Raw genomic sequence first — 23,852 nt, forward strand, 5'->3', positions numbered from 1 at the left:
AATTCCTATGCGTAAAAAATCTACAAACCGAGCAAGGACATGCGGCCTCATTACGGCGGCATGCTTCCTATACTTTTCGGGAGCAGCGCAGGATCAAAACGCCGGTAAGGTGGCATTTGCTGCCAGTACAGGCGTAGTGGCCCAGAGTACTTCCACAAAGTCGCTGAATGATGTGCTGAAAGACCTGCGCAGCAAGTATGGCATCCAATACTCTTACAAGGCAGATGTAGCGAAAAACCTGCAGTTGCAAGTGCCTGCCGGAGTTTCTTCGGAGGCAAACGTAGAGGTGGTGCTGGCCAAAGTGCTGGCTCCAAGTGGCCTCACCTACAAAAAGGTGAACAATGTTTACATTATTATTAAAGATGTTGCCCCGGCACCTGCTGTCACTCCTTCGGCTAACAGATCGAGCGCTGTGCAGGAGCAGACTGTACGCGGCACGGTAACAGACGGCAGCGGCTCGCCTTTGCCTGGCGTAACAGTGGTTGTAAAGGGCACTACGCGCGGCACTTCTACTGATGCCAGCGGTAACTTTACGCTAGCCGTACCTGCCAACGCTACGCTGGTGTTAAGCTATATCGGCTTTCAGACAAAAGAGGTTGCAGTAGGCAACCAGGCTACTTTTAACATCTCTTTGCAGACAGACGCCAAAGCGTTGGAAGAAGTAGTGGTTATAGGTTATGGTACGCAGAAGAAAAGCGATGTAACAGGTGCTGTAACTTCGGTAACTTCTGAGGATTTTGTGCAGGGCCAAAACACAACTCCTGAGCAGCTGATTCAGGGTAAAGTGGCCGGTGTGCAGATCACAACAAACGGCGGTGCTCCTGGTTCAGGTAGCCGTATCCGTATTCGTGGTGGTGCCTCGCTTACAGCTAGCAACGACCCGCTTATCGTAATAGACGGTGTGCCGGTGGATAACGCGGCTACATCAGGTGCAGCTAACCCACTGAATTTCCTGAATCCGAATGACATTGAGTCATTTAACGTTCTTAAGGATGCTTCTGCTACGGCTATCTATGGCTCCCGCGCCTCAAACGGTGTCATTATCATTACAACCAAAAAAGGCAAAGCCGGCCAGAAATTTAGCGTCAACTTCAGTACGCAAAATTCATTGTCTGTTATAAACGATAAGATTGATGTACTTTCTGCTGATGAGTTCCGTGCGGTTGTAAACGAACGCGGTTCTGAAGCTCAGCGTGCACTACTTGGTACTGAAAATACAGATTGGCAGGACCTGATCTACAGAAATGCCATTACGACAGATAATAACGTGAGCGTGAGCGGAGCTTATAAGTTCTTGCCATACCGTGTGTCTTTTGGCTACCTGAACCAGGAGGGTGTTATCAAGACTTCAGAATTCGAAAGATATTCTGGAGGCATCAGCTTGAACCCTACTTTTTTCAATGATCACCTTACAGTTAACCTGAACTACAAAGGAGCTAAAACAAACAGCCGCTTTGCTGACCAGGGTGCCATCGGTGCCGCAGTAGCATTTGACCCAACGCAACCTGTGCGAGTGGATAACGAGTTTGGCGGTTATTTTCAGTGGTTAGATGCAAACGGAAGGTATAACCCGCTAGCTACGCGTAACCCGCTTAGCATGCTGGAGCAGCGCCGCGATGTTGGAGACGCTTACAGAAGCATTGGTAATGTGCAGTTAGATTATAAATTTCACTTCCTGCCTGAACTGCGTGCAAACCTGAACATAGGTTTTGATAGATCAGAAAGCGACGGCTCTACTGTAACGCGTGCAGATTTTGCACCGGATGCAGTAACAGCCGGCCGCCGCACCCAGTTTGAGCAGACCAAAACCAACGAGCTGTTCGACTTCTACCTGAATTATGTAAAGGAGCTGGAAGGGTTTAACAGCCGCATTGATGCAACAGCCGGTTACTCGTTCCAGGATTTTGAGAACGATAGACCGAACTTCGTGCCTACCAATGCAGCAGGCGTACCGCTAACAGACCAGGAGCCAGGTTTGCCATTAAACCAGCCATACAAGCTGAAATCATACTTTGGCCGCATCAACTACTCGCTGATGGACCGTTACCTTTTAACAGCCACCGTGCGTTACGATGGTTCTACCAGATTTAGCGAAGACAACCGTTGGGGTACCTTCCCGGCACTTGCGCTGGCCTGGAGAATAAATGAGGAGGCCTTCTTGGCAAGCTCCGCAGTAGTTTCTGACATGAAGCTGCGCTTAGGGTTTGGTGTTACCGGCCAGCAGGATATCGGCGAGCGATTCTTCCCATACCTGGCGCGTTATTCTTACAGCGATAACACGGCCCAGTATCAGTTAGGTGACGAGTTTTACAACTTGTACCGCCCAGAAGGATATGACACAGGCATTAAGTGGGAGGAAACGCGAACCTGGAACGCAGGCTTGGACTTCGGATTCCTGAACAACCGCATCACAGGTAGCTTAGACTATTTCTTTAAGGATACCAAAGACCTTTTAGCCCTGGTAGCAGTGCCTGCGGGTACTAACCTAACCAACGAACTGGTAACGAACGTGGGTAACCTGGAAACGCAAGGTGTGGAGGCTGTCCTTAACTTTACAGCTATAGACACAGAGAAACTTACCTGGAACATTGGCCTGAACGGTACTTACCAGAACCGTGAAATTACCAGCCTTAGCAAAGTAGAGAACCCTGATTTTGAAGGATATCCAGAAGGTGGTATACTTGGCGGTACCGGTAACAGAATCCAGATCAACAGTGTGGGCTATGCACCTAATACATTCTTTGTGTACAAGCAGGTATACGACAGCAATGGCAAGCCAATTGAAGGTCTGTATGCCGACCTGAATGAGGACGGTGTGATCAATGAGAAAGACAAATACCGTTACAAGAACCCGGAGCCAAATGTGTTCTTGGGTATCAACTCAGATGTGCGCTACGGAAACTGGAATCTGAGCTTTGTGGCAAGAGGCAGCTTTGGAAATTACATGTATAACAACGTGTACTCCAACCTAGGTGCTTACAGAGCCTTCACTTTCCCTGGATACTTGACAAATGTTTCTACGAACGTGAACGAAACGAACTTCCAGGAATTCCAGCTGTTCTCTGATTATTATATGGAGAATGCTTCTTTCCTACGCATGGAGAACATCAGCCTTGGTTACGACTTTGGTCGTCTGTTTGACGAAACGCTGGCAATCCGCCTGACAGCCAACATGCAGAATGCGTTCGTGATCACAAAATACGACGGTCTGGACCCTGAGATTGCAGGTGGCATAGACAATAACTTTTATCCTAGACCACGTGTGTACACGCTTGGCCTGAACATCGGATTCTAAACTACAGAAAGATGAATACAAGATTTTTTAAACATATAGCATTGGGTGCTGCCTTTACAATAGCGGCCGCCTCATGCGATCATGACCTGGACCTGGAGCCTAAGTATGATGTAGTATCTGGCAACATTTACACAGATTTTAACAATTACAAAAACGTATTAGCCAAACTGTATGCGGGTTATGCTGTTACAGGCCAGCAAGGCCCAACAGGTAATGCTGATATCAGTGGTATTGATGAAGGTTTCTCAAACTACCTGCGTCAGTACTGGCAGGCTCAGGAACTTACCACAGATGAGGCAATCATTGCCTGGAACGACGGTAACCTGCGCGACCTCCACGACATGGACTGGACACCTGCCAACGAGTTTTTGAGAGCCCTCTATAACCGAATTTTTTATCAGGTATCCCTTACTAACGAGTTTATCCGCGAAACATCAGACAGCAAGTTAAGCTCTCGTGGTATTACGGGTGCTAATCTGGAGGAGGCAAAGCGTTTCAGAGCTGAGGCACGCTTCCTGCGCGCCCTGAGCTACTGGCATGCATTGGATCTTTACGGTAATGTTCCTTTCGTGACGGAGGAGGATGAGGTAGGGTCAACCTTGCCTGAGCAAATAGCTCGTCCTGAGCTGTTCGCGTATTTAGAATCTGAACTGCTCGCGATTGAAAACGAATTGCAAGCGCCAGCGCCAGGCAACTCCAGCGTATACGGCCGTGCCACACAGGCTGCCGCCTGGATGCTTCTGTCAAAGCTTTACCTGAATGCCGAAGTTTACACAGGTAATGCGCGTTACAATGATGCAGCCACGTATGCCAAAAAAGTTATAGATGCGGGTTACTCGCTGGAAGAAGATTATGATCACTTGTTCCTGGCTGACAACAACACGTCTCCAGAGATTATCTTCCCGATTACGTTCGATGGATTGCGCACCACTACTTGGGGTGGCATGACCTACCTGGTACATGCACCTGTAGGAGGCAGCATGCGCGCAGCAGATTTTGGTATAAACGGTGGCTGGGGCGGCTTGCGCACTACACAGGCTGTTGTAAACCTGTTTAATGATGTGAGCGGCAATACCGATGACCGTGCCAACTTCTGGACCGACGGACAGTCTCTTGAGATTAACGACATCTTTACGTTTACTGATGGCTACGCCGTCACCAAATGGAAGAACGTTACCTCTACCGGCCAGGCAGGTTCAGATCCTGCAGGCGACCACCCGGACACAGATTACCCTATGTTCCGCTTGGCAGATGCTTACTTAATGTATGCTGAAGCTGTAGTAAGAGGTGCCAGCACTGGCAATATGTCTGAAGCTGTAGAGTATGTAAACCGCTTAAGAGAAAGAGCTTATAACGGCACGTCCGGAAACATCACCAGCGGACAGCTTACGTTAGATTTCATTCTGAATGAGCGAGCACGTGAGTTGATGTGGGAGGCGCACCGCCGTACCGACCTGATCCGATTCGGCAAGTTTACCGGTGATGCGTACCTGTGGCCATGGAAAGGTGCAGTAAAAGAAGGACGCGGAGTTCAGGAATTCCGTCGTTTGTTCCCCCTGCCAACCACAGACCTAAACGCTAACCCAAATCTGACGCAAAACTCAGGGTATTAATCTTTAACATCGTTGCCTGCCGGTACAACATTACTGGCAGGCAACGATGACTTTCAATTTCAAAAATGAATTTATATGAAAAGCTGGCTAAATAAATCGTTATTATTTTTTGCTGCTTCGCTGGCTCTTATGAGCTGTGAGAAAGACGAAGATCGCCTTACTGTTGCCTCAGATGGTAGCTCTACCCTGACAGCCTCTACGACTTCACTTAACTTAAGTCAGGAAACTGCCCAAGAGGAAGCAGTGACTTTTTCCTGGAGTCCGCTAAGCCTGACATGGAGCAATCCTTCACTTGCCAATAAAAATGCTGCGACCTATGAGATCCAGATTGACCAAGCCGGTGGTGATTTTACAGATCCAGCAACAGCAGCAGTAGAGGGTAATCTGGAGAAAACATATACGGTAGAGGATTTCAACCGAATACTTGGTAACATGGAGTTACAGCCTGAGCAAGAGGCATCTTTGGATATTCGTTTAAAAACTATGCTAGGGGCTAATAAAGAGCCACTGTACTCTAATGTAATCACTGTAACAGCTACGCCTTACGTTGACCTGAAAGAGTATCCATCTTTGTTTGTTCCTGGTTCATATCAAGGCTGGAGCCCTGAATCTGCACCATTTGTTGCATCGGTTTCAGATAACAATATTTACAAAGGATACTTCTACTTTCCGGATGCAGTAAACAACTTTAAGTTTACTCCTGAGCGTGACTGGGATGAAGCTCATGGTGATGCAGGAGACGGCACAACAGGGAACTTAGTGATAGCAGGTGGAGAAAATATAGCTGTAAATGGTGCAGGCTATTATCTGATTACTGCTAATCTTGTAAACAATACTTGGTCTGCTAAAAAGACTGAGTGGGGTGTGACAGGTAGCGCCACACCTAATGGCTGGGCAAGCGAAACAGTAGCTGACCACAATTTAGAGTATGATGCTACTGAGATGGTTTGGAAAGCTACGCTGCAACTTTCAGAAGGAGCTGTTAAATTTAGAGCTAACGATGAATGGGAAATCAACTACGGCGATACTGACCCTATCACAGGTTTCCTGAAAGAAGGTGGCGCTGATATCATGGTTGCTGAAGCAGGTATGTATGAAATTATTCTGAACCTGAGCGTTGGAGGAAACTACCGTTATAAGCTGATTAAACAATAGTAAAATCATTACTACGGCTGCCCGTTTTAAGCTTTAGTTAAACAGTTATGCCTTAAACAAAAAATACCCCGGCAGCTAAAACTGCCGGGGTATTTTTTTGCTCTTAAAAATAGGGTTTACTGCAGAGTACCGAAGCGCGTTCCAAAGAAATCACCTTCATTCCAACGCGGCCTTTCCTCATCCTGCGCAACCAGGTAACCGATCAGGAAGTTGAGCTGCACATACTTCTTGGCGGCATCAAAGTCAAATATGCCACCCTCAAAGTTATCCTGCGGTTTGTGGTAATATCTTTCCCGCCATACTTTAACAGTTTCGTCCAGGTTATTTTTACCGTCTATGGTTTTGTTGCCATACTTAATATGCAGTGCCGGCACGCCCTGTACCACAAAGCTGTACTGGTCGCTGCGTACAAATCGGTTCTGCTCCGGCTCCGGGTCTTCCTCCACATCCAAACCTAGGTAGCTGCTGGCCAGTTGCACCTCTTCCTGCAGTGAGGAATGGGCTGCCCCTAGCGGTACGACAGAAAGCAGTGGCGCAATAAGCGTGGGCATATCCGTGTTTACGTTGGCCACCATCTGCGAGGCAGGCACAGTTGGGAATTTGGCAAAGTAGGCAGAGCCTAGCAGGCCCATTTCCTCGGCAGTAACCATGACGATCAGAATAGAGCGCTTTGGCTTTTTCTTCACATTAGAGTATATATTGGCAATCTCCAACAGGCTTGCTACGCCAGAGGCATTGTCGTGGGCACCGTTAAAGATAGAATCGCCCTCAATAGGTTTGCCTACTCCCACATGGTCTAGGTGGGCGCTGTGCACTACGTACTCGTTCTTCAGCACCGGGTCAGAGCCTTCAATTTTACCTATCACATTCTGTGTCTCAATATCTTCGTAGCGATTGCTGTAGCTGGTTGATGCGCTGAAAGGGAGCGGCATAGAAACCGGTGTACCGCTGCGAAGGCTGGTGGCTACCTGCTGCAGGTCTTGGCCTGTTGCTGCTATAAATTTCTGCAGCATGTTAAAGTGCACCATCCCCAATAGTTTGATATTCTTGTGATAGCTGCGCGAGGCGGCAACTTGTCCGTCGGCACCCATTACGCTGGACATGCCACGGGTAGAAAAGTCTGGCAGACCTCCGTTCGGGTTCATGGATGCTACCAGCACACCTATGGCACCGTTTTCAGCAGCGGTGTTAAGTATGGTTTGAAAATCATTGCTATAAGAAGCCACTGTGGACGGGAAACCCTCCGGGGTGCTGCGCACAATCACTACAATCTTGCCTTTGGCATCAATGTTAGCGTAGTCGTTGTAGTTCATGTCCGGGGCGCTAATGCCGAAGCCGGCAAAAACCAATGGCGCCTGCAGAGATACCTGCTCTTCGGCAGCGTTCGGAAAGATGATAAAGTCCTTGCCGTACTCTAGTTGTTCAGTGCCCGCTGTGTCGGCGGATAGCTGCATGGCAGCATCAGGGTTAGTATAGGCAGTACGTACGCGCACCGTTTGCAGGTAAGTTCCGTTTTCGCCTGCGGGCTGTACTTTTAGCTTTTTAAACTGATCGGTTACATAATCTACTGCCATCTGAAAGCCTGGCGTACCAGGTTTCCGGCCTAAAAGTTTGTCGTCGGCCAGGTAGGCGACGTGGGCGCTGATAGCAGCAGGTTTTACCTTTTCCATCGCTTTGGCGACAGGTTTTGGCACATCAGCTGTTTGTGCAAAGGCAGCAGCAGACACCAGGGTAAGGCAGAGGCCTGCAGTTATACTTTTCAGTCTCATAGTTTAGTTTTTGATTGTCCTTTAAAATAAAACATTAACCACCAGATTTACTACTTTACGGCGGTTACAAGTATAAATTGTGCCTCCAAAAGTATACTTAAAGTATAGATTTTACCGCCTCCAGTACCTGAGGCCATACTGGTGAAGAGGGTACAACCAAATCAAAATGACCAGCCTGCGGTAATAAGATAAGCTGAGAGTCGCTGCCAGCGGTTTTGTTTTTATCTACAAAATTTTGAGCCTGTGACACAGGTACAATAGGGTCAAGTGCTCCTTGTATAAGCCTGCTAGGCACCTGCAAGGGCAGCATTTGTTGCGGAGAGGCTTGTGCGTAAAGTGCGGGAAGTTGTGCCGGAGTGCCGCCCATGAGTTGCGAGACAGCCGCATTGCAGCTGCCCTTTTCAGAACTATACTGTACCAGGTCCGGGATGCCTGCCAGCGCGACGACACCTTTTAGCTTTAACGGTTTGCGCGTATACAGCGGGCTAGATTTCGGAAGCTGTTTTCTTGCGGCCAGCCACAGCGCCAAGTGCCCTCCGGCAGAATGGCCAATCACGGCTACTTTTTTAGTATCAAGCGGGTAGTTTTTTGCAAGCTCTCTCACATAATCTGTTGCCAGCGCTACGTCCTGCAGCGAGCCGGGCCATGCACCACCAGGGTCTCCTACACGTCTGAACTCAATGTTCCAGGTGGCATAACCTTGCTGGGTCAGCTCTTGGCTCAGGTGGCTCATATATTGCAGGTTGTAAGCCGAAAGCCAGCAGCCGCCATGCACCACTACCACCACAGGAAACTTGCCTTTCCCTTCTGGCAGGCGCAACTCCCCATATTGCAGCGAATCCGGTCCGTAGCTGATTTTATGGTTTGCCGGAGGAATCGGCATAGCGGCAATTTGCTGCCATGAGATAAGTTGAGGAGAAGAATCTTGCGCCGTAGTGTGTTTAATAACACAGAAAAACAGCAGTAATACTAGGCTAAAGCGCATAAAATGTAAGTATAGCATGATAGAAAACCGCATTATACACAATTTATAGCAAAGATTTGTTTTAGAGTGAGGTCGCAGAAATACGTTTTATACTTGATTTTACTCTTGCGTTGCTACCTTTTTAGACACTCATGATTTTAGGTAAAATACTTGGATTGATCAGGCAGAAAGTACTGAGAGTAGGAACTGGAGTTTGTAAAGCTGCCAGTTAAGCGCTTCAAAATACTGTAGATGGTCTTGTAGAAAAGCGTTGAGCAGGAGGTTGCCCTTACTCAGTGTAGAAAAGCTGATAAAGTCGCAAAAAACTTTGTTATTATTTGAGGTTAAAACAGCTCAGGCATTCATTATTATCATGGGTAGCAAAAAAGGGGAAGGAAGCACCATTACAATCCAGCTGAAAGTATAAACAGTCACTTTGTCTGCTAACCCGAAGTCAGGGTGCTTTCCTTTGGCCCGCTACTTTTCTTTTTCGCCATCCTCAGACCAGTTAACCAGTGCATCGGCTACCAAGCCTGTAGCAATGGCATAAAGTCCATGGAACATCATATCTTCGCTAATGGCTTTCGGTTTCCATTCGGTAATAGGTTCCGCTAAGTCCAAGGAAGGTAACATAGCTAGTTCTGTGCCCCACACCGCTCCAAAATGAGTAGCTGTACCCGTAGCGCCGCCTAAGCCAAATTCAGCAAGTAACGCTCTCGGAACTCCCCAGGCGGTGCCATAGGCAAAATGCATCAGGTTGTTGATATTTTCTTTAGCTTCTTCATCCTCCGCTTTTGCACCAAATACTTTTTTCGCTGCTTTATAGGGCGTGTCACTAGATTCACGGTCTTGCAGCTGCATTTCTATCATCTGGGCAATGGTCATCACGGCTGTTCCTATTAAGCCCGCTACTATGCCTTTACCTATGGCACCGGCCACCCGCGATGTTGTAGAAGCCACTTCTTCTGCTGTTTGTCTTTCGTCTTGCATAAACTTTTGATTTGTAATTTATACTTACTGAGAGGCACGGTTTAGTGTTATGAAAAATTTGAAGAAGGGTGGTATAGAGTGGAGCAGAAAGTATGTTTATAACGTAATTTTCGGCTGCTGTTTATTCTGAGTTTATATTTTGTTATACTTTCTAGCTGCCGTTTTTCTTCATCTTGAACCAAGCTATCCTTTCTGGCTGACGCTGATCCACAGCCTTGATTCGGGAGAGGGCTACGGGGGATTGAACCCAGTGCTGCTGGATAATGCAAGTTGGAAGCTTGCTGCCATGAGAAACCCCGAGTTGAAAGCTCGTGGCAGAGCTGTATGTATGCTAGTTATAGATTCTTAGAGTGGCAAGAATACGGATGATTTTTACCTGCTACAACCACCGCAGTTGCGCTCCAACGCCTCACTCTGGTAGTGCTTCTCGAAAAACTCATCACACCACAGGCAAACATTTTTAAGCTCTGCCGTGCGCTCTTTTGCAACGTCTTCAGAGATACCCATACTTTCACCCAAGGCCAGCGGGTTACCTTCGTTTATTTTCTGCCAGATTACAGATTTAGATACGCGCTGCAGTACATCGGCCACTTTTTCGGTGCGGGCGTCGCCCAGCGGAATTTTAGTGCCGGGGCAGCAGGGGTTTATCTTCCAGAGCTGTATGGAAATTTCCTGTGGGATGTCTTCTGCCCCGGTCAGAAAGCCCTTGCCGCCCGAAAGTATGGCGCAGAAGTTATGGTCTGGGTCTTCCTTCCAGAGTCCTTTCTCGAAAGCACGGCCCCTGGCCCAGTTGCCGCCCAGCCACATATCAATGGTAGCGCCCCAGTAGCCCCAGCTGGCTTTGTGCCTGGTAATGTAGGTGTTTTTTTCCACGAGCGGGTCCTTGTCCTCGCCGTTCACGCCGCGGCTGGCGAACAGGTCGGCCAGCTCCATCAGGCGGGCACCGGCATGCTTGTGGTAACGGTCTATGCTGGCAATATCGAAACGGGTAACGCCTTTCTGCAGCAGCGTGTCCAGGATTTTTTCGTTGAGCAGGTCGCCGTTGGTTTGCAGCATGATCTGCACGCGGCCCTGGTAGCGCTCCTGCAGGCGGTCCAGTATTTTGTACAGCAGCTTTTTATCAGCCAGCGGCTCGCCCCCGGATAGTATGAGGCGGTCCATACTGTCGGGCAGGTTATCGATAATGGCCATGCAGTCTTCCTCGGGAATGCGTTCTCCGCGTGGGCCGGAGCTGTTGTAGCAGTGGTCGCACTCGTCGTTGCAGAGCTGGGTGAACACCCAGTACACCGATTCTATATGGTTAAAGTCTTTATTTGTCATTGGTTGATATGTTATGTTCAATACTATTCCAGAAGGCGAGTTCTTCCTGCACACCCGTGGCGGGGTCATCCATAAAAGCCTCCTTGGAACGATAGAGCGTAAGTTTGCCGGCGGCCATGTAGGCAAAGCGGTCACCGATGAGCAGCGCCTCCTTTACGTCGTGCGTAACAAACAGGGCGGTGATGCCATATTTACGGGCCAGGCGCAGAAACAGCTTTTGCATGGCAGAGCGCGTCTGGGCATCGAGGCTGGCAAAGGGCTCATCAAGCAGGAGCACGCGCGGCAGAAAGATGATGGCACGCCCAAAGGCCACCCGCTGCCGCTGCCCACCCGAAAGCTGGTCTGGTTTTTTCTGCGCGTGCTCCTGTAGCTCCAGCTCGCGCAGCATACTTTGTACCTTGCTTTGCACCTCTGCCTCCGGGGTTTTGCGCACGCGCAGGCCATAGGCGATATTCTCGAACACGCTGAGGTGCGGGAACAGCAGCGGCTCCTGAAACAGGTACACCATTTCCCGCTCACGCGGCGGCACTTCGTTTATACTCTCCCCGGCCCATTTTATACTTCCGGCATCGGGTGGCAGCAGGCCGGCGAGGGTTTTGAGCAGCGTTGTTTTGCCGCAGCCCGAGCGCCCCAGCACTGCCAGCACCTGCCCCTCCGGCACCTCCACCGACACATGGTCGAGCACGGTATGCAACTGAAAAGCTTTGTGTATGTGTTGTATCGATAGCATCAGATTCCTCTAAAAACAAATTTTTTATTGGCCCACAGCAGTAGGGCAGGGGGCAGCATGATCAGCAGCGATGCCAGTGCCGCATGAAAAATATTAGCCTCATTCACGTATTTAAACACCAGAATTGTCAGCGTTTTTACCTTGCCCAGCCCAATAAACTGCGTCAGGCCATACTCAAACCAGGAGATCAGGAACGTCTGGAAAAAACAGATGAGCAGCAGGGATTTGGCAAGCGGCAACAGCACGTGGCGCAATGTATAAACAGCGGAAGCGCCCAATGTTTGCGATTGCTGCTCAAGTTGGAGTACCTCGCGGCTCCAGAAGCTCTGGAAAAAGATAACGGCAAACGGAAACGCAAGTATAAGTTGCCCCAGCAACACCCCGATAAGCTCGCCGCTCATGCCCGTAAGCAGGAAAAAGCGCTGCACCATTATGGCCAGCACCACCGGCGACAGCACAAAGGGCCAGTACGCGAGCAGCAGCCAGCGGTTTTTATACTTTGCCAGCGCAATTTCCTTGCTGATGATAAAGCCAAGCAGCGTTGAAAGTATGGCCACGCCCAAGCCAAGTATAAGCGACCGTACCAGGCCAAACTGCAGCTCGCTCTGCCCCGACCACAGCTGTTGCCAGTTAGCTAGCGTAAAGCGCTGCGGCAACACACTCGGGTAAAACCACGATTGCCCCACCGATAGCACTGTAAAGAACAGGAAAGGCAAAAGTATAGCCGAGGCAAGTATAACCGTGAGTGATTTCCTAAGCATGGCGCTGCAGTTTTTTAAAGCTGATGGAGAGCAGCAGCAGTACAAACAAAGTAAACGCCACGCTGATGGCATAGCCCTGCGGGATATCGAGCAGGTTGAAGCGTTGGAACTTCTGCACCGCCAGCACCGACACCATGGGGTGTTGCTGACTGCCGATAAGCAGCGGCACCTCGTAGGCGCCAAGTATAAAAATGAAGTACAGCAGCAGGTTGGGCGCAGCGGTTTTGAGCAGCGTAGGCACGGCAATGTGACGTGAAAAGTATACTTTGCCAGCTCCCAGGTTTTCGGATACTTCTTGCAGTTGCCTTAGGTTTTGCTCGCGGTAAATGGCATTGAAAAGCAGCGTCAGGAAGGGGATGGCCATGAGCGTGTGCGCTAGTATGATGCCGAAGCCAAAGCTATCGTGTACTAAATCAGGGAACTGCTGCAAGCCAGGAATCCAGTTTAAACTATAGGCCACCCGCGATACTAACCCTGACTTTGTGAATAGCTGGAAAACCAGAAAACCCATAACGACCGCCGGGATGGTAAGCGGCAAGTATAATAGGTAACTAAGCGAGCCGTTGCGCAGGCTTTTTTGGAAGTATAAACTTAGAAAAAGGGCAGTAGCGGTGGCTAATGTTATCGCGGTAAACGCAATGTACAGGCTATACCCCAGCGACTGCAGCAATACGCCCGATGCCAGCACCTGCTGCCAGTGCTGCAGGGTAAAACCGGAACTCAACGCGCCCGTCAGCCCGAGACTATAAGCCAGACCGTAGAGCAAACCACCGGCCACGGGCGCAGCCGCCAGCAGCAGGAAAAGCAGCCGCAAGTATAATCCGCTGCCTCGTTTAGTTTTGGTTGATAACCTGTGTTCTAAAATCATCATAAAGTCTGATCATGTACTCGGGCGCCAACTCCTCAAAGGCTCTGCCCTGGATGCTTGTGCGGTCTGGTGCGTGCCTGCGTGCCGGAATGTTCTGGAACTTCTGCTGCCATTCGGCGGGCAGTTTTTCGGTAGACAGCACAGTGCCGTCACCCCATACTTCGGGGCTGGCTTTGCGGTACTGCGCCTCCGCCGACTGCAGGAAATTAATCACCACCAGCGCCCCCGCCAGGTTCCCGGACTGCTTCATGATGCCCAGGTAGTGCGAGTTTTGAATGGTGCCCGGCTTCGGCACGTATGCCCTGGAACTCTCTGGAAAAACGCCCTGCAGTATTTTATTGTCGACCTCGCTATCGTTGTTGCTGAAGGTAAAATGCACTTCGCCGTTGGCGTAAAGCTGATGCAGCTGCGCGAGTGTTTCCGGGAATGTCTGGCCTTGTTTCCAGAAGTATGGCTTTAGCACGTTGACTTTCTGCCAGAGTTGCTTACTATACTTTTTATACTTAGCCTCATCAAAATCGCCTGCCAACTCATCTTTCCCGGCCAATGCAATCAACCACGATTTAAGCAGCGTCATGCCCGTGAACTCGTTGGGGATGGTGAAGGTGCCGGGGTTCGCTTGTACGTACTTTTCCAGCTCCTCGAAAGAGGCAGGAGGATGCTGTACTTGGCTTGAATTATAAATAAATGCCAGCTGCACATTGCCCCAGGGAGCTTCCATACCCTCCACCGGCTGCTGAAAATCACGAGCGATGAACGGGTTCTGCCAGTTCACATACTTGTTGTTGGGCAGCAACTCGGTAAACGGACCGTAAAGCGCATCGAATTGGCGCAGCTGGTAAAAGGTCTCGCCGTTAATCCAGATCACATCAATCTCGCTAGTCTTTTTGCCCGTCTCTTTCTCACCCAAAGCCAGGCCCACAATATCTTTTCCCTGACCAGAGGAAATCTCCAGTGTAATGCTATACTGCTCTTGCAGTTGCGGCTTCACGTAGGTTTGCATGTATTGGTTGATGAGCGGGTCGCCCTGCCACATCATCATCTGTACGGTGGTGCCGCTGGCAGCTTGTTCTATACTTTGCCAATCCGCTTGTTGCACGTTTAGCTGCGCCTCCTGCTCTGAAGTGTTCCCGCAGGCGCTGCACAGGAGCAGAAAGCTTAAAAATAAGGTATGTAAGTGTTTCATAAATATCTATTCCACCGCAAGCTTCCAGCTTGTGGTACTGCATGAGGCAAGCTTTCAGCTTGCGTAAATTTACTTTCAAACTGAGTTAAGACCTCATCTGCCTCCGAATTCCGGAACTACTGCACTTGAAGCCTCCGGCATCAGTGAAGTCACAGACTTCACATCATTAGAAGATACAAGTCTAAAGACTTGCACCATATATGTTCATCAACCAAACTCTATAACTTTCTAACTTCTAAACCTTCTAACTTCCCAACTTTCTACCTAAAACACATACCTCAAGCCAAACTGAAACTGCCTGGGCGGAGCGGCGTTGCGGCGCACCAGCACCCCGCTGCTAGCCGGGCCAACCTGTATCTGGTTGCTTTGCGTGGCGTTGTTGCTGTAGCCGCTCAGGTTTTCAGCATCAAAAAGGTTAAAAACATCCGCACGAATTTCAAGACCATTCTCCTTGCCGGAGCCAAAAGGTATAAAATACTGCACACTTGCATCGAGGGTATTGGACCAGGGCAGGCGATCGGAGTTTCGACCTTCGCCGGGTTGGCGGTCGGAGTTGCCTACATAAGCATCCCCAAAAGCAGAGCCGTCGCCGTTGAGGTCGTTCGTAAAGATGGGGTTGCCACTGCCGTTCAGCACCGGGCTGCCATTGCGGTTAATAATGCTGTACTGCGATGCATCCGGAATACGGTTAATCGGCTGGCCACTTTGCAGCAGCGCCGCCACCGTTAGCGTCAGGTTTTGCAGCGGGTAGTAGTTATAGATGGCGTTGATGACATGGCGGCGATCGTTGATGCTTGGGCCCCATTCAGCCTCAAAATTATTGGCATCCATCGCCCTGAAGTTAATGTCCTCCGTGTTGTTTTCGAGGTAAGACAAAGTATAAATCAGGCGGTACGAGAATCTATCCTCCGTCTTGTCTTTCTGCAGGTTAAAGCTGGCCGCGTAGTAATTGCTTTCGCCCTCGGATTCGGTCATCACCAGGCTGCGGGCTACGCCTTCCACACGTTCTCCGTCTATGATAGCGTAGTTGCCATAAATGGGTAGCGGACGCGTTTCGTCGGCCCAGGCGCTGCTGCGGGCCACGTCTTCCTGCTGGCTACGGTTATAGTCCCATGCGGCCGGGGCGTTTAAGTTTACCGTTCGGAACTGGTTACGGCCACGGTTGTACACCACATCCACATAAAAGAGTTTGTTTGTAGCCATTTGCAATTGATAGCCCAGCGAGAACTGCTGCGTGTAAGGGTTGTCGTAGCCGTTGGGGTTGAGGATGCGGCGCTCGTTGCTGAAGAGGTTGCGCTGCTCGGCAAAGCTTTCGGCTGGCGGGCCCTGCAGGTAAACGTAAGGCAAACCGGCGTTGTTGCTCTGGCCCACGGTCAGGTTGCCGTTAAAAGTTACGCGATTCGGGTCGGTGTCTGCGGGCAGTATACCCTGCTGCGCAAAGTATGCGATCTGCTTCTTAAAATCCTCGGAGTTGTTGTTCTGCTGCAGGGCATCGCTGTAAATGGCGTACAGCACCTTGTCATAAAACACACCGAAACCGCCGCGCAAGGTACTATTGGGAGTCAGTTGGTAATTAAAGCTAATCCGTGGTGCCAGGTTATTGAAATCGCCTTTGCCGCTGCCGCCTTGGGATAGGTTATCGTAATCGTAGCGCAGGCCGAGATTCAGGTTCAGGCGGTCGGTGGCCTGTAGTTGGTCCTCGAGGTATAAAGTATACATGTTTTGCCGCTTGCCAAACGAAGTCGGGCGCAGTTCCACGCTGTAGTTCGTTACCAGCGCATCCGCCGGAATGTCATTTATACTTAAACCCAAGCCGAAGTTTTGAGCGCTTATGTTGGCGAGTTGCTCCTGTGTAAGCTGCACGCGGTAGCTGCCGTTGGGGTTGCCGCCGCCAAAAAGTTCATGGTTGGTGCTCAGGATTTCAGCTCCGGCTCTTAACGTATGGATGCCCATGCTCCAGGTGGCTTTTTGCTGTGCCTGCAGGGTATGCTGTATACTTTCGAAGGCATAGCCGGGGTGACCTAAAACAGCCACAGTTTCGCCGGTTGGGCCAGCCACAGCAACATCGGGGCTGCCTGGGTTGTCAGGCGAGGCATAATCCCAGCGGAAGCGGGCATATTGCAGGCTCGTTTCCAGCGTCAGGTTGCCGGAGGTGTATACATTGGTGCTGGCCAGGTTAAGCGAGTTGCGCACCTGGTCGCTGGCTGCCGACGGAAAACTCAATCCGCCCGACAAGCCTCCGGCCTGCCGCCCAATGCCCACTACGCCCACATTGGCCCGAATGGCCGAGTGAAAGCGGTCGCTCCAGTAATGGTCCAGCTTGCCCGAAAGGTAGTTGAAGTAGTTTTTGCCGCGCACCGTTTCGTTCACGCCCAAAGCCGGGCTGCGCAGCAAGTTGTCTTTCAGGTCGGTGGTGTGTTCGTAGTTCAGGTAGTAAAACGTTTGCCCTTTAATGATTGGTCCACCCACGCCAAACCCTGCCTGGTAACGCTGGAACCCGTCTTTTACCTGGTTGCCGGATAAATCGCGCTGCGCGTAGGGTGAGGAGGCATCCAGGAAACCGGGGCGCGTCAGGAAAAACGCCTCGCCCTGCAGCTCGTTGCTACCCGATTTGGTTGTGATGTTGATAATGCCGTTGCCCGTGTTCCCAAACTCCGCTGAGTAATTGTTCGTCAGCACCGATACGTTTTGCACAAACCCGATAGGCATGTTAAAGCGCGACCCACCCAGGAACTGCTCGTTGTTGTCCAGCCCATCGATGAGGTAATTGTTGAACAGCGGGTTAGCTCCGTTTATACTTACATTGGGCGCCTCCGGGAAAAAGCCTGTGGCCTGCGTTACGTTGGGCAGGCGGTACAGCATTCGGGTTACATCGCGGCCTTCCACGGGCAGGCTCCTGATCTCTGCAATCCGCATCTCCGACGAAACCTCGGCATTATGCATGTTGATGCGCGTGGTGCTGGGCGCATACACGGTTACTCCCTGCAAATCCACTTCGCGCTTGTAAGGCAGCACTAGGGTAACCGTGCGTTTAAAGTTTGAGCGTAAAATAACAGGCTCGGATGCGGTGAACGTATAGGTTTCAGTTTCAGCGGAAAGGATGGTATAGCTGCCAGCGGTGTTAAGGCCGGAGAAAGTGGCAACGCCTTTGCTGTTGGTGCTTTTGCTGGTTTTAAAACCGATGGCAGCGTTTTGCGCCGTCAGTTGCATGCCCTCCAGCGGCTCCAGTTTGGGGTTGAGTACGGTTACTTCAATGTCGCCTTGCGCCAATGCCGCGGCCATGGGTACAAAATACCCGAGTATGAGGAAAAGTCTTCTCATCAAGTATAAATCTGTAAATGAAATCAGGAAATGAAGCGGGAGATTACTTACAGAACGGGCGGCGCGCGCAGGGATTTGGTAGCTACGACAGCTGATGGTATGGGAGAGAAGCTATAATTTATCTTTGTAGGAGCGACCTGCAGCAGTGACCATAATACATGTGTCAACTTACCTAAGTTTGAACTGCTGCTAATGCGTAAAATTCCGGCGCGGTCGTCGGTATCGGAAAGTATGGGGGCAAGTATGCTTACTGTAGCGGGTGCGGTTTGCGCGCAAAGCTGGGCAAAAACGTGGCTGGTGTTCCAGGAAATCTGCCGGAAATCGAGCTGCACCATGCTTTGGCGGCTCAGCCCCATCAGGTATACGCCACCGTCAGCGGCTCGCCCAAACACAAAGTCTTCTTGCTGTAGTTGGCTGGCGGCGCTTCGGAGCAGGGCAGGTGTAAGGCCGGGCGTATCGTTACCGAGGCAAATTACCTGCTCGTAACCGGCGGCAAAAGCCTGTGCAAAAGCATGCTCCAAACGCTCCCCGAAGGTATGACCCTGCTGGCTGGCAGAATCAACTACAAACAGCGGCAAACCCGACTGCTGCACTACCTTTTTGGTATGGCTGATGAGCTGGGCCGCAATCGCTTTTCGGCGGGCATGGCCGTTGCAGAAATGCTTTGCCTGCGCCTCCTGGGTGGAGCTGCGGGTAAAAAGCATAACGGCGATATGTGGCGGTGCGGGCATCAAGTTCCTTTCTTTACACGAATATCGCTGAAATGTTTAAAGAATAGTGTCGGCAGGTAGACAATTGAATGTTATTTTCCGGTTTGTGCAGCGGATGTTTGTAGTTATTGGCCAAAAGAAAAGACGTATCAGGATGCCTTTTCTTTGATCATCGAATAATTAGTAGCTACTAACTCCCCAGCGAATCAACCTCGGCGTTGGCTGGCATGGCAAACTGCTCTGCAGCCGGTTGCTGTTGCATCAGTTGCACGTTGTCAAACGAAACCTGGTAGCGTACATCGCCAATCTGGCCGTTTTCATACTTGTAACCCGTTAGCTTGTTTGGCAACAACAGCCCCTGCTGCTCCTGGTAATCCTCATACTTCAGAGCGTTGAACTGAACATTGTCGCTGCCGAAATAGGTAACCGTGTAGAGCAGCCACTCCATCTGGTTTGTTTCCGGGTTAATAAGCATGCGGTACTGGTCCTCGGGCGTGTCGCCGATGCCCTGGCCAAAGCTCGTGCCGATGACGCGGTACGTTTTGCCCTGCAGTTCCAGATCATCCAATTGCTCATAGTTTACACCAGGGTCAGCCAGCACAAAAGGGATGGTATAAAAATAGAAAAACAGGTTATGATAAAATCTGGCAGACTTACCCGGATAAGCGGCGCGGTTTGGGCTCACCCATACTTGCTGGCCATTATAACCAATAGTATAGTCGCCTCCCTTTACCAGATCTTTGCGTGTTTTCAGGTCGATGATATGCGTTTCGGTAGCTGGGTTGCCGCCTAAATCGGTTTGCAGCTCGTATTGCATGCCTCCAAACTGCTGCCATTTTTCAAGGCCTCCGTGTGCCTGTAGCACTTGCTCAAAGTATGCCGGGAAGGTGGCAGCGGCGTTTATTTCTGTTGTTGACTCAGTCGTTTCCGTCGTTTTATCTTCGGATGGTTGGCAGGCAGCTAACGCGAGGGCAGCAAGTATAAAGGAGTTGGTAATCAGTTTCATGGTTGATAGATTGGGTTTCTTTTTAGATACGATGGCAAAGCTAAGAAGCGCTGATTTTACTTTTTGTCGGGAAAGCGACAATTCCTCTAATCGCGTTGTGCTTCCTTTATCTTTGCAAAAGTATGCGGAATGGCGCCTTTGGGAAAGGTGATATGGCAGGCACAGGATGCTTCTTGTCGAAGGACAAAGGATGCTAAAGTGACACAGCCACGTATAGCTAAGCAAGAAGTCACTTAGAACTTCTCTGAAATCAAACCTTAGCTGCATCATTTTAAACATCCAGAAACAGGTGCCACCGCGTAATTTTACCAATTCTTATAAACAAGAACCATGCGCTTGATGTTGATATGTATACTTGCTGTGCTGCTGGCAAGCTGTAGTGGCAGCGTTCCAACTGGGGCAACCGGCACGTCACCGCCCTCGCATCAACTCTGGACGGAGCTGCTGAAAATGCACGTGAGCGATGATGGCAACGTGAATTACCGAGGCTTTATGCAGGACAAAGCCAAACTGCAGCGCTACCTCGATACGCTCAGCCAAAACCCGCCCGACACAACTAGCTGGAGCGAAGCCGAGCAACTGGCCTACTGGATAAATGCCTACAATGCCTTTACCGTGAAGCTGATCGTGGACAATTACCCGCTGGAAAGTATAACCGAGCTGCACCCGACCCTGCATGTGCCGGGCGTAAACACGGTGTGGCACAAGAAGTTTTTCAGGATCGGCAACCAGAAATCGAGCCTGGATGAGATTGAGCACCAAATTCTGCGGAAGCAGTTTAAGGAGCCGCGCATCCATTTTGCCATCAATTGCGCCTCTAAATCCTGTCCGCCTTTAAGGCCGGAGGCGTATGAGGCGGGCAAGCTGGAAGAGCAGCTGACGGAGCAGGCCAGGAGTTTCATCAACAACCCGAAGTATAACCAGCTTGAGGCGGAGCGGGCGGAAGTATCGAAAATCTTCAGTTGGTTTAGCGGCGATTTTACCAAGCAGGGCAGCCTTCAGGAGTATCTGAATAAGTATAGCGCCGTGCAGCTTAAAGCTGATGCAGCCATAGCTTACAAGGACTACGACTGGAGCCTGAACGAGTAAAAGGCCAGCGATCTGCCGAGGCAGGTGCCCCGTCTGTCGTGAAACTATATTTGACCGCGTAATTACGCTAACTTGAACCCGATTTCAACACAAAAGTCTTTTCACCGACGCATGAGAGAAGCCAAACCCATCGGCGATTTTTGCATCAACTCCTGTGGCCGCCGCATCGTGATCATCGGCAACGGCATTGCAGGCGTTACCTGCGCGCGGCACTTGCGCAAACGCGACAGCGCCGCCCACATCACCATCATCTCCGGCGAAACTGAGCATTTCTTCTCCCGCACCGCGCTTATGTACATTTACATGGGCCACATGAAGTATGCGCACACCAAACCTTACGAAGATAAGTTCTGGGGTAAAAACCGCTTAAACCTGGTGTACGACTGGGTAACACATATAGATTTTGAGCAAAAGCAATTACAGCTACAGCAGCAGGAGCCCATTGGGTATGATGTTCTGATCTTGGCGCTCGGCTCTACATCCAACAAATTTGGCTGGCCGGGGCAGGAGCTAAAAGGAGTGCAGGGTTTGTACAGTTACCAGGATTTGGAAAGTATGGAAACCAACACGCAAAGCTGCCAGCGTGCCGTAGTGGTGGGCGGCGGACTGATCGGGATTGAGATGGCCGAAATGCTGCGCAGTCGCAAAATTCCGGTTACATTGTTAGTGCGTGAGCAGGAGTTCTGGAACAATGTGCTGCCGCAGGAAGAGGCAAAATTGGTAAGCCGCCACATCCGCGAGCACCACATCAACCTAAGATTAGGTGCGGAGCTGGATAAGATTCTGGATGATGGAACGGGCAAGGTAAAAGCGGTGGTTACTAAAGACGGGGAGGAGATTCCGTGCCAGTTTGTAGGCCTTGCCGTAGGCGTAAGTCCGAACATAGACCTGCTGCGCAACACGGCCCTGGAAGTTAACAAAGGCATTCTGGTGGATGAGCATTTCGCCACGAACATCCCTGATGTGTTTGCCATTGGGGATTGTGTGGAGTACCGCACGCCGCCACCGCAGCGCCGCCCTGTAGAGCAAGTATGGTATACGGGCCGCATGCACGGCGAAACGCTGGCGCATAACCTGGCGCACCAGCCGGTGCCCTACAAGCCCGGCCCGTGGTTCAACTCCGCCAAATTCCTCGACATCGAATATCAGACTTACGGGCAAGTACCCAGCACCTGGGAGAAACCTACGGCCAGCTTTTACTGGGAGCACCCCGATGGGCGTACCTGCTTTCGGGCTTTGTTTGATGAAGAAAAACGCACCTTGCTGGGTGTAAACGCTTTTGGCATGCGGCTGCGCCACGAGTATTTTGATGAAGTCCTGCGCAAGGGGGCAACAGTGGAGCAAGTACTGGAGCAGCTGCCCACCGCCAACTTCGACCCGGAATTTTACGACAAGCACTACCCAAGTATACTTCAGGCTTTTAACCAGCATTTTGGCACCAGCCTGCAGCCACGCAAAAAGAAAGAGAAGAAAGGCATCCTTTCCATCTTCGGTTTATAAAACATCCTCATGAAAACGCTACAAAAATTTGGATTCGGTATATTTCTGACGGCGCTGCTACTCTTTAACCTGTTGCTTTTTATAGGCGATTTCAGGTTAACCGAGCAGAAGCTGCAGCAGGTTACCAGCCTCGAAAACTACGAGATTCTGCGCCCGGAGTTAGCGCCCATCCTTGGTAAAACTTACAACACCAGCTTTGCCTTTTCGCAGGATTTTAGAAAATACTTTGGGGCCTACAACACGCGCCAGCAGGAAAACGAGCAGTGGGACCGCGTGATCTGGGACGATTATACTTTTGCCGCCACCAAAGCCGCCAGCGTAGGTTTTGTGGCCAATAACAAGCTGCTGCTCCTGTTGCTGACCATTGCCTTGGGCACGGCTGGCGCACTTCTCAACATCCTGCCCAAATACAGCGATGAGCCTGCCGGCATCAAGCACAACGGCGTCATGTTCTCATCCAACAAATCGCGGGGCTTTATCGGGATTATACTTGGCGCTTACCTGATCGGTATTTACGTGCTGCTGTACTGGTTTCCGGAGCTTATCGTGAACTGGACGCTGCTCGTGGACCCGCTGAGCCAGCTGCTTTCGGGCGGCCCGGCCAGCCAGTGGTTCCTGTACGGAACCATTTATACCTTAGCTATTTTGGTGATGGGCGTGCGCATGTTCCGCAAGTACCGGGGCAACAAGTACCAGACGCTACGCACCTCATCTGTCATGTTTTTTCAGCTGAGTTTCGCCTTTCTGATTCCGGAGATTCTGGTGCTGCTCAACAAGCCCTGGCACGACTTTAAAAACATCTGGCCGCTGGATTATACGTTCTTTTTTGATTACCGCGTAGAGGGTTTCTTGAACAGCGGCAGCATCGGGATGCTCATGTTTGTGTGGGGAATTCTGCTGATCATTTTAGGTGTGCCGTTAATGACGTACTTTTACGGCAAGCGCTGGTACTGCAGTTGGGTTTGCGGATGCGGCGGCCTGGCCGAAACAGCCGGCGACCCCTACCGCCACCTCTCTGATAAATCCTTAAGTGCCTGGCAAGTGGAACGCTGGATGGTGCACGGGGTGCTGGTTTTTGCCGTGGTGATGACGCTGCTAACGATTGTTAATTACTTTTCCGGCTTCGAGCTGCTGGGCCAATGGACAAACACGCTGCACGAGTGGTACGGCTTCCTGATTGGGGCGGCCTTTGCCGGTGTGGTGGGTGTAGGCTTTTACCCACTGATGGGCAACCGTGTGTGGTGCCGTTTTGGCTGTCCGCTGGCGGCTTACCTGGGTATTGTGCAGCGTTTTAAATCGAGGTTCCGGATTACCACCAACGGTGGCCAGTGCATTTCCTGCGGCAACTGCTCTACCTATTGCGAAATGGGAATTGATGTGCGCTGGTATGCGCAGCGTGGCCAGAATATCGTGCGCGCCTCCTGCGTGGGCTGCGGCGTGTGCGCCTCGGTTTGCCCACGCGGTGTGCTCAAGCTCGAGAACGGACTGGAGCAACAGCGCATTGTGGATATTCCTATACTTACCGGCAACGAGTCGGTGAAGGTGCTAAGCTAAATACCCGAAGCCTGGCCCTGT

17 protein-coding genes are annotated in these 23,852 nt (G+C 50.7%); 6 read left to right on the plus strand and 11 right to left on the minus strand.

From position 1 onward, the window contains the following. Positions 1 to 7: 7 nt before the first annotated feature. The 3 genes from Q1B04_RS01510 to Q1B04_RS01520 all read left to right on the plus strand — a co-directional run bounded on the left by Q1B04_RS01510 (position 8) and on the right by Q1B04_RS01520 (position 6,063). Entirely contained in the window at positions 8 to 3,295 is a 3,288-nt protein-coding gene (locus Q1B04_RS01510; RefSeq protein WP_299754663.1) for a TonB-dependent receptor, read from the plus strand. Positions 3,296 to 3,306: 11 nt separating this feature from the next. Beyond that, entirely contained in the window at positions 3,307 to 4,908 is a 1,602-nt protein-coding gene (locus Q1B04_RS01515; RefSeq protein ID WP_299754665.1) for a RagB/SusD family nutrient uptake outer membrane protein, read from the plus strand. A gap of 75 nt (positions 4,909 to 4,983) precedes the next feature. Continuing rightward, on the plus strand, positions 4,984 to 6,063 hold the full coding sequence (locus Q1B04_RS01520) for a SusE domain-containing protein (protein WP_299754668.1): 1,080 nt from the start codon (positions 4,984 to 4,986) through the stop codon (positions 6,061 to 6,063). A gap of 116 nt (positions 6,064 to 6,179) precedes the next feature. On the opposite strand, the gene Q1B04_RS01525 is transcribed toward Q1B04_RS01520, so the two are convergent. The 11 genes from Q1B04_RS01525 to Q1B04_RS01575 all read right to left on the minus strand — a co-directional run bounded on the left by Q1B04_RS01525 (position 6,180) and on the right by Q1B04_RS01575 (position 19,688). After that, a complete protein-coding gene (locus Q1B04_RS01525) occupies positions 6,180 to 7,832 on the minus strand; it encodes a M28 family peptidase (RefSeq protein ID WP_299754671.1) in 1,653 nt (550 codons plus the stop codon). Positions 7,833 to 7,929: 97 nt separating this feature from the next. Beyond that, positions 7,930 to 8,817 (minus strand): alpha/beta fold hydrolase, encoded by an 888-nt coding sequence (locus Q1B04_RS01530; RefSeq protein ID WP_299754673.1) that lies wholly within the window; start codon positions 8,815 to 8,817, stop codon positions 7,930 to 7,932. Positions 8,818 to 9,273: 456 nt separating this feature from the next. Next, entirely contained in the window at positions 9,274 to 9,786 is a 513-nt protein-coding gene (locus Q1B04_RS01535) for a hypothetical protein (RefSeq protein WP_299754676.1), read from the minus strand. A gap of 372 nt (positions 9,787 to 10,158) precedes the next feature. Continuing rightward, positions 10,159 to 11,106, minus strand: coding sequence for a radical SAM protein (locus tag Q1B04_RS01540; RefSeq protein WP_299754678.1), 948 nt, complete (start codon positions 11,104 to 11,106; stop codon positions 10,159 to 10,161). Next, a complete protein-coding gene (locus Q1B04_RS01545; RefSeq protein ID WP_299754680.1) occupies positions 11,096 to 11,836 on the minus strand; it encodes an ABC transporter ATP-binding protein in 741 nt (246 codons plus the stop codon). Before Q1B04_RS01545 ends, Q1B04_RS01540 begins: the two co-directional genes overlap by 11 nt. Further along, the gene (locus Q1B04_RS01550) at positions 11,836 to 12,597 is read right to left on the minus strand and encodes an ABC transporter permease (RefSeq protein WP_299754682.1); all 762 of its coding nucleotides are present in this window, start codon (positions 12,595 to 12,597) and stop codon (positions 11,836 to 11,838) included. Before Q1B04_RS01550 ends, Q1B04_RS01545 begins: the two co-directional genes overlap by 1 nt. Continuing rightward, a complete protein-coding gene (locus Q1B04_RS01555) occupies positions 12,590 to 13,468 on the minus strand; it encodes an ABC transporter permease subunit (protein WP_299754685.1) in 879 nt (292 codons plus the stop codon). The genes Q1B04_RS01550 and Q1B04_RS01555 overlap by 8 nt, the downstream gene beginning before the upstream one ends. Next, positions 13,431 to 14,651, minus strand: a complete 1,221-nt coding sequence (locus Q1B04_RS01560) for an ABC transporter substrate-binding protein (protein WP_299754688.1) — start codon at positions 14,649 to 14,651, stop codon at positions 13,431 to 13,433. Before Q1B04_RS01560 ends, Q1B04_RS01555 begins: the two co-directional genes overlap by 38 nt. Positions 14,652 to 14,915: 264 nt before the next feature. Next, entirely contained in the window at positions 14,916 to 17,972 is a 3,057-nt protein-coding gene (locus Q1B04_RS01565) for a TonB-dependent receptor (protein ID WP_299754691.1), read from the minus strand. A 47-nt stretch (positions 17,973 to 18,019) separates the two neighbouring features. Continuing rightward, positions 18,020 to 18,703, minus strand: a complete 684-nt coding sequence (locus tag Q1B04_RS01570; RefSeq protein ID WP_299754693.1) for a DUF2064 domain-containing protein — start codon at positions 18,701 to 18,703, stop codon at positions 18,020 to 18,022. Positions 18,704 to 18,872: 169 nt separating this feature from the next. Beyond that, a complete protein-coding gene (locus tag Q1B04_RS01575; RefSeq protein WP_299754695.1) occupies positions 18,873 to 19,688 on the minus strand; it encodes a DUF6503 family protein in 816 nt (271 codons plus the stop codon). 339 nt (positions 19,689 to 20,027) lie between these two features. Between Q1B04_RS01575 and Q1B04_RS01580 the strand changes: the two genes are divergently transcribed. The 3 genes from Q1B04_RS01580 (at position 20,028) to Q1B04_RS01590 (ending at position 23,831) form a co-directional block, all read left to right on the plus strand. Beyond that, positions 20,028 to 20,777 (plus strand): DUF547 domain-containing protein, encoded by a 750-nt coding sequence (locus Q1B04_RS01580; RefSeq protein ID WP_366524589.1) that lies wholly within the window; start codon positions 20,028 to 20,030, stop codon positions 20,775 to 20,777. A gap of 111 nt (positions 20,778 to 20,888) precedes the next feature. Next, positions 20,889 to 22,277: an FAD/NAD(P)-binding oxidoreductase gene (locus Q1B04_RS01585; RefSeq protein WP_299754699.1), complete on the plus strand. Its 1,389-nt coding sequence runs from the start codon at positions 20,889 to 20,891 to the stop codon at positions 22,275 to 22,277. A gap of 9 nt (positions 22,278 to 22,286) precedes the next feature. Continuing rightward, positions 22,287 to 23,831, plus strand: coding sequence for a 4Fe-4S dicluster domain-containing protein (locus Q1B04_RS01590; protein WP_299754701.1), 1,545 nt, complete (start codon positions 22,287 to 22,289; stop codon positions 23,829 to 23,831). Positions 23,832 to 23,852 lie beyond the last annotated feature (21 nt).

The organism is uncultured Pontibacter sp. (genome assembly GCF_947495565.1).
Lineage (GTDB): Bacteria > Bacteroidota > Bacteroidia > Cytophagales > Hymenobacteraceae > Pontibacter.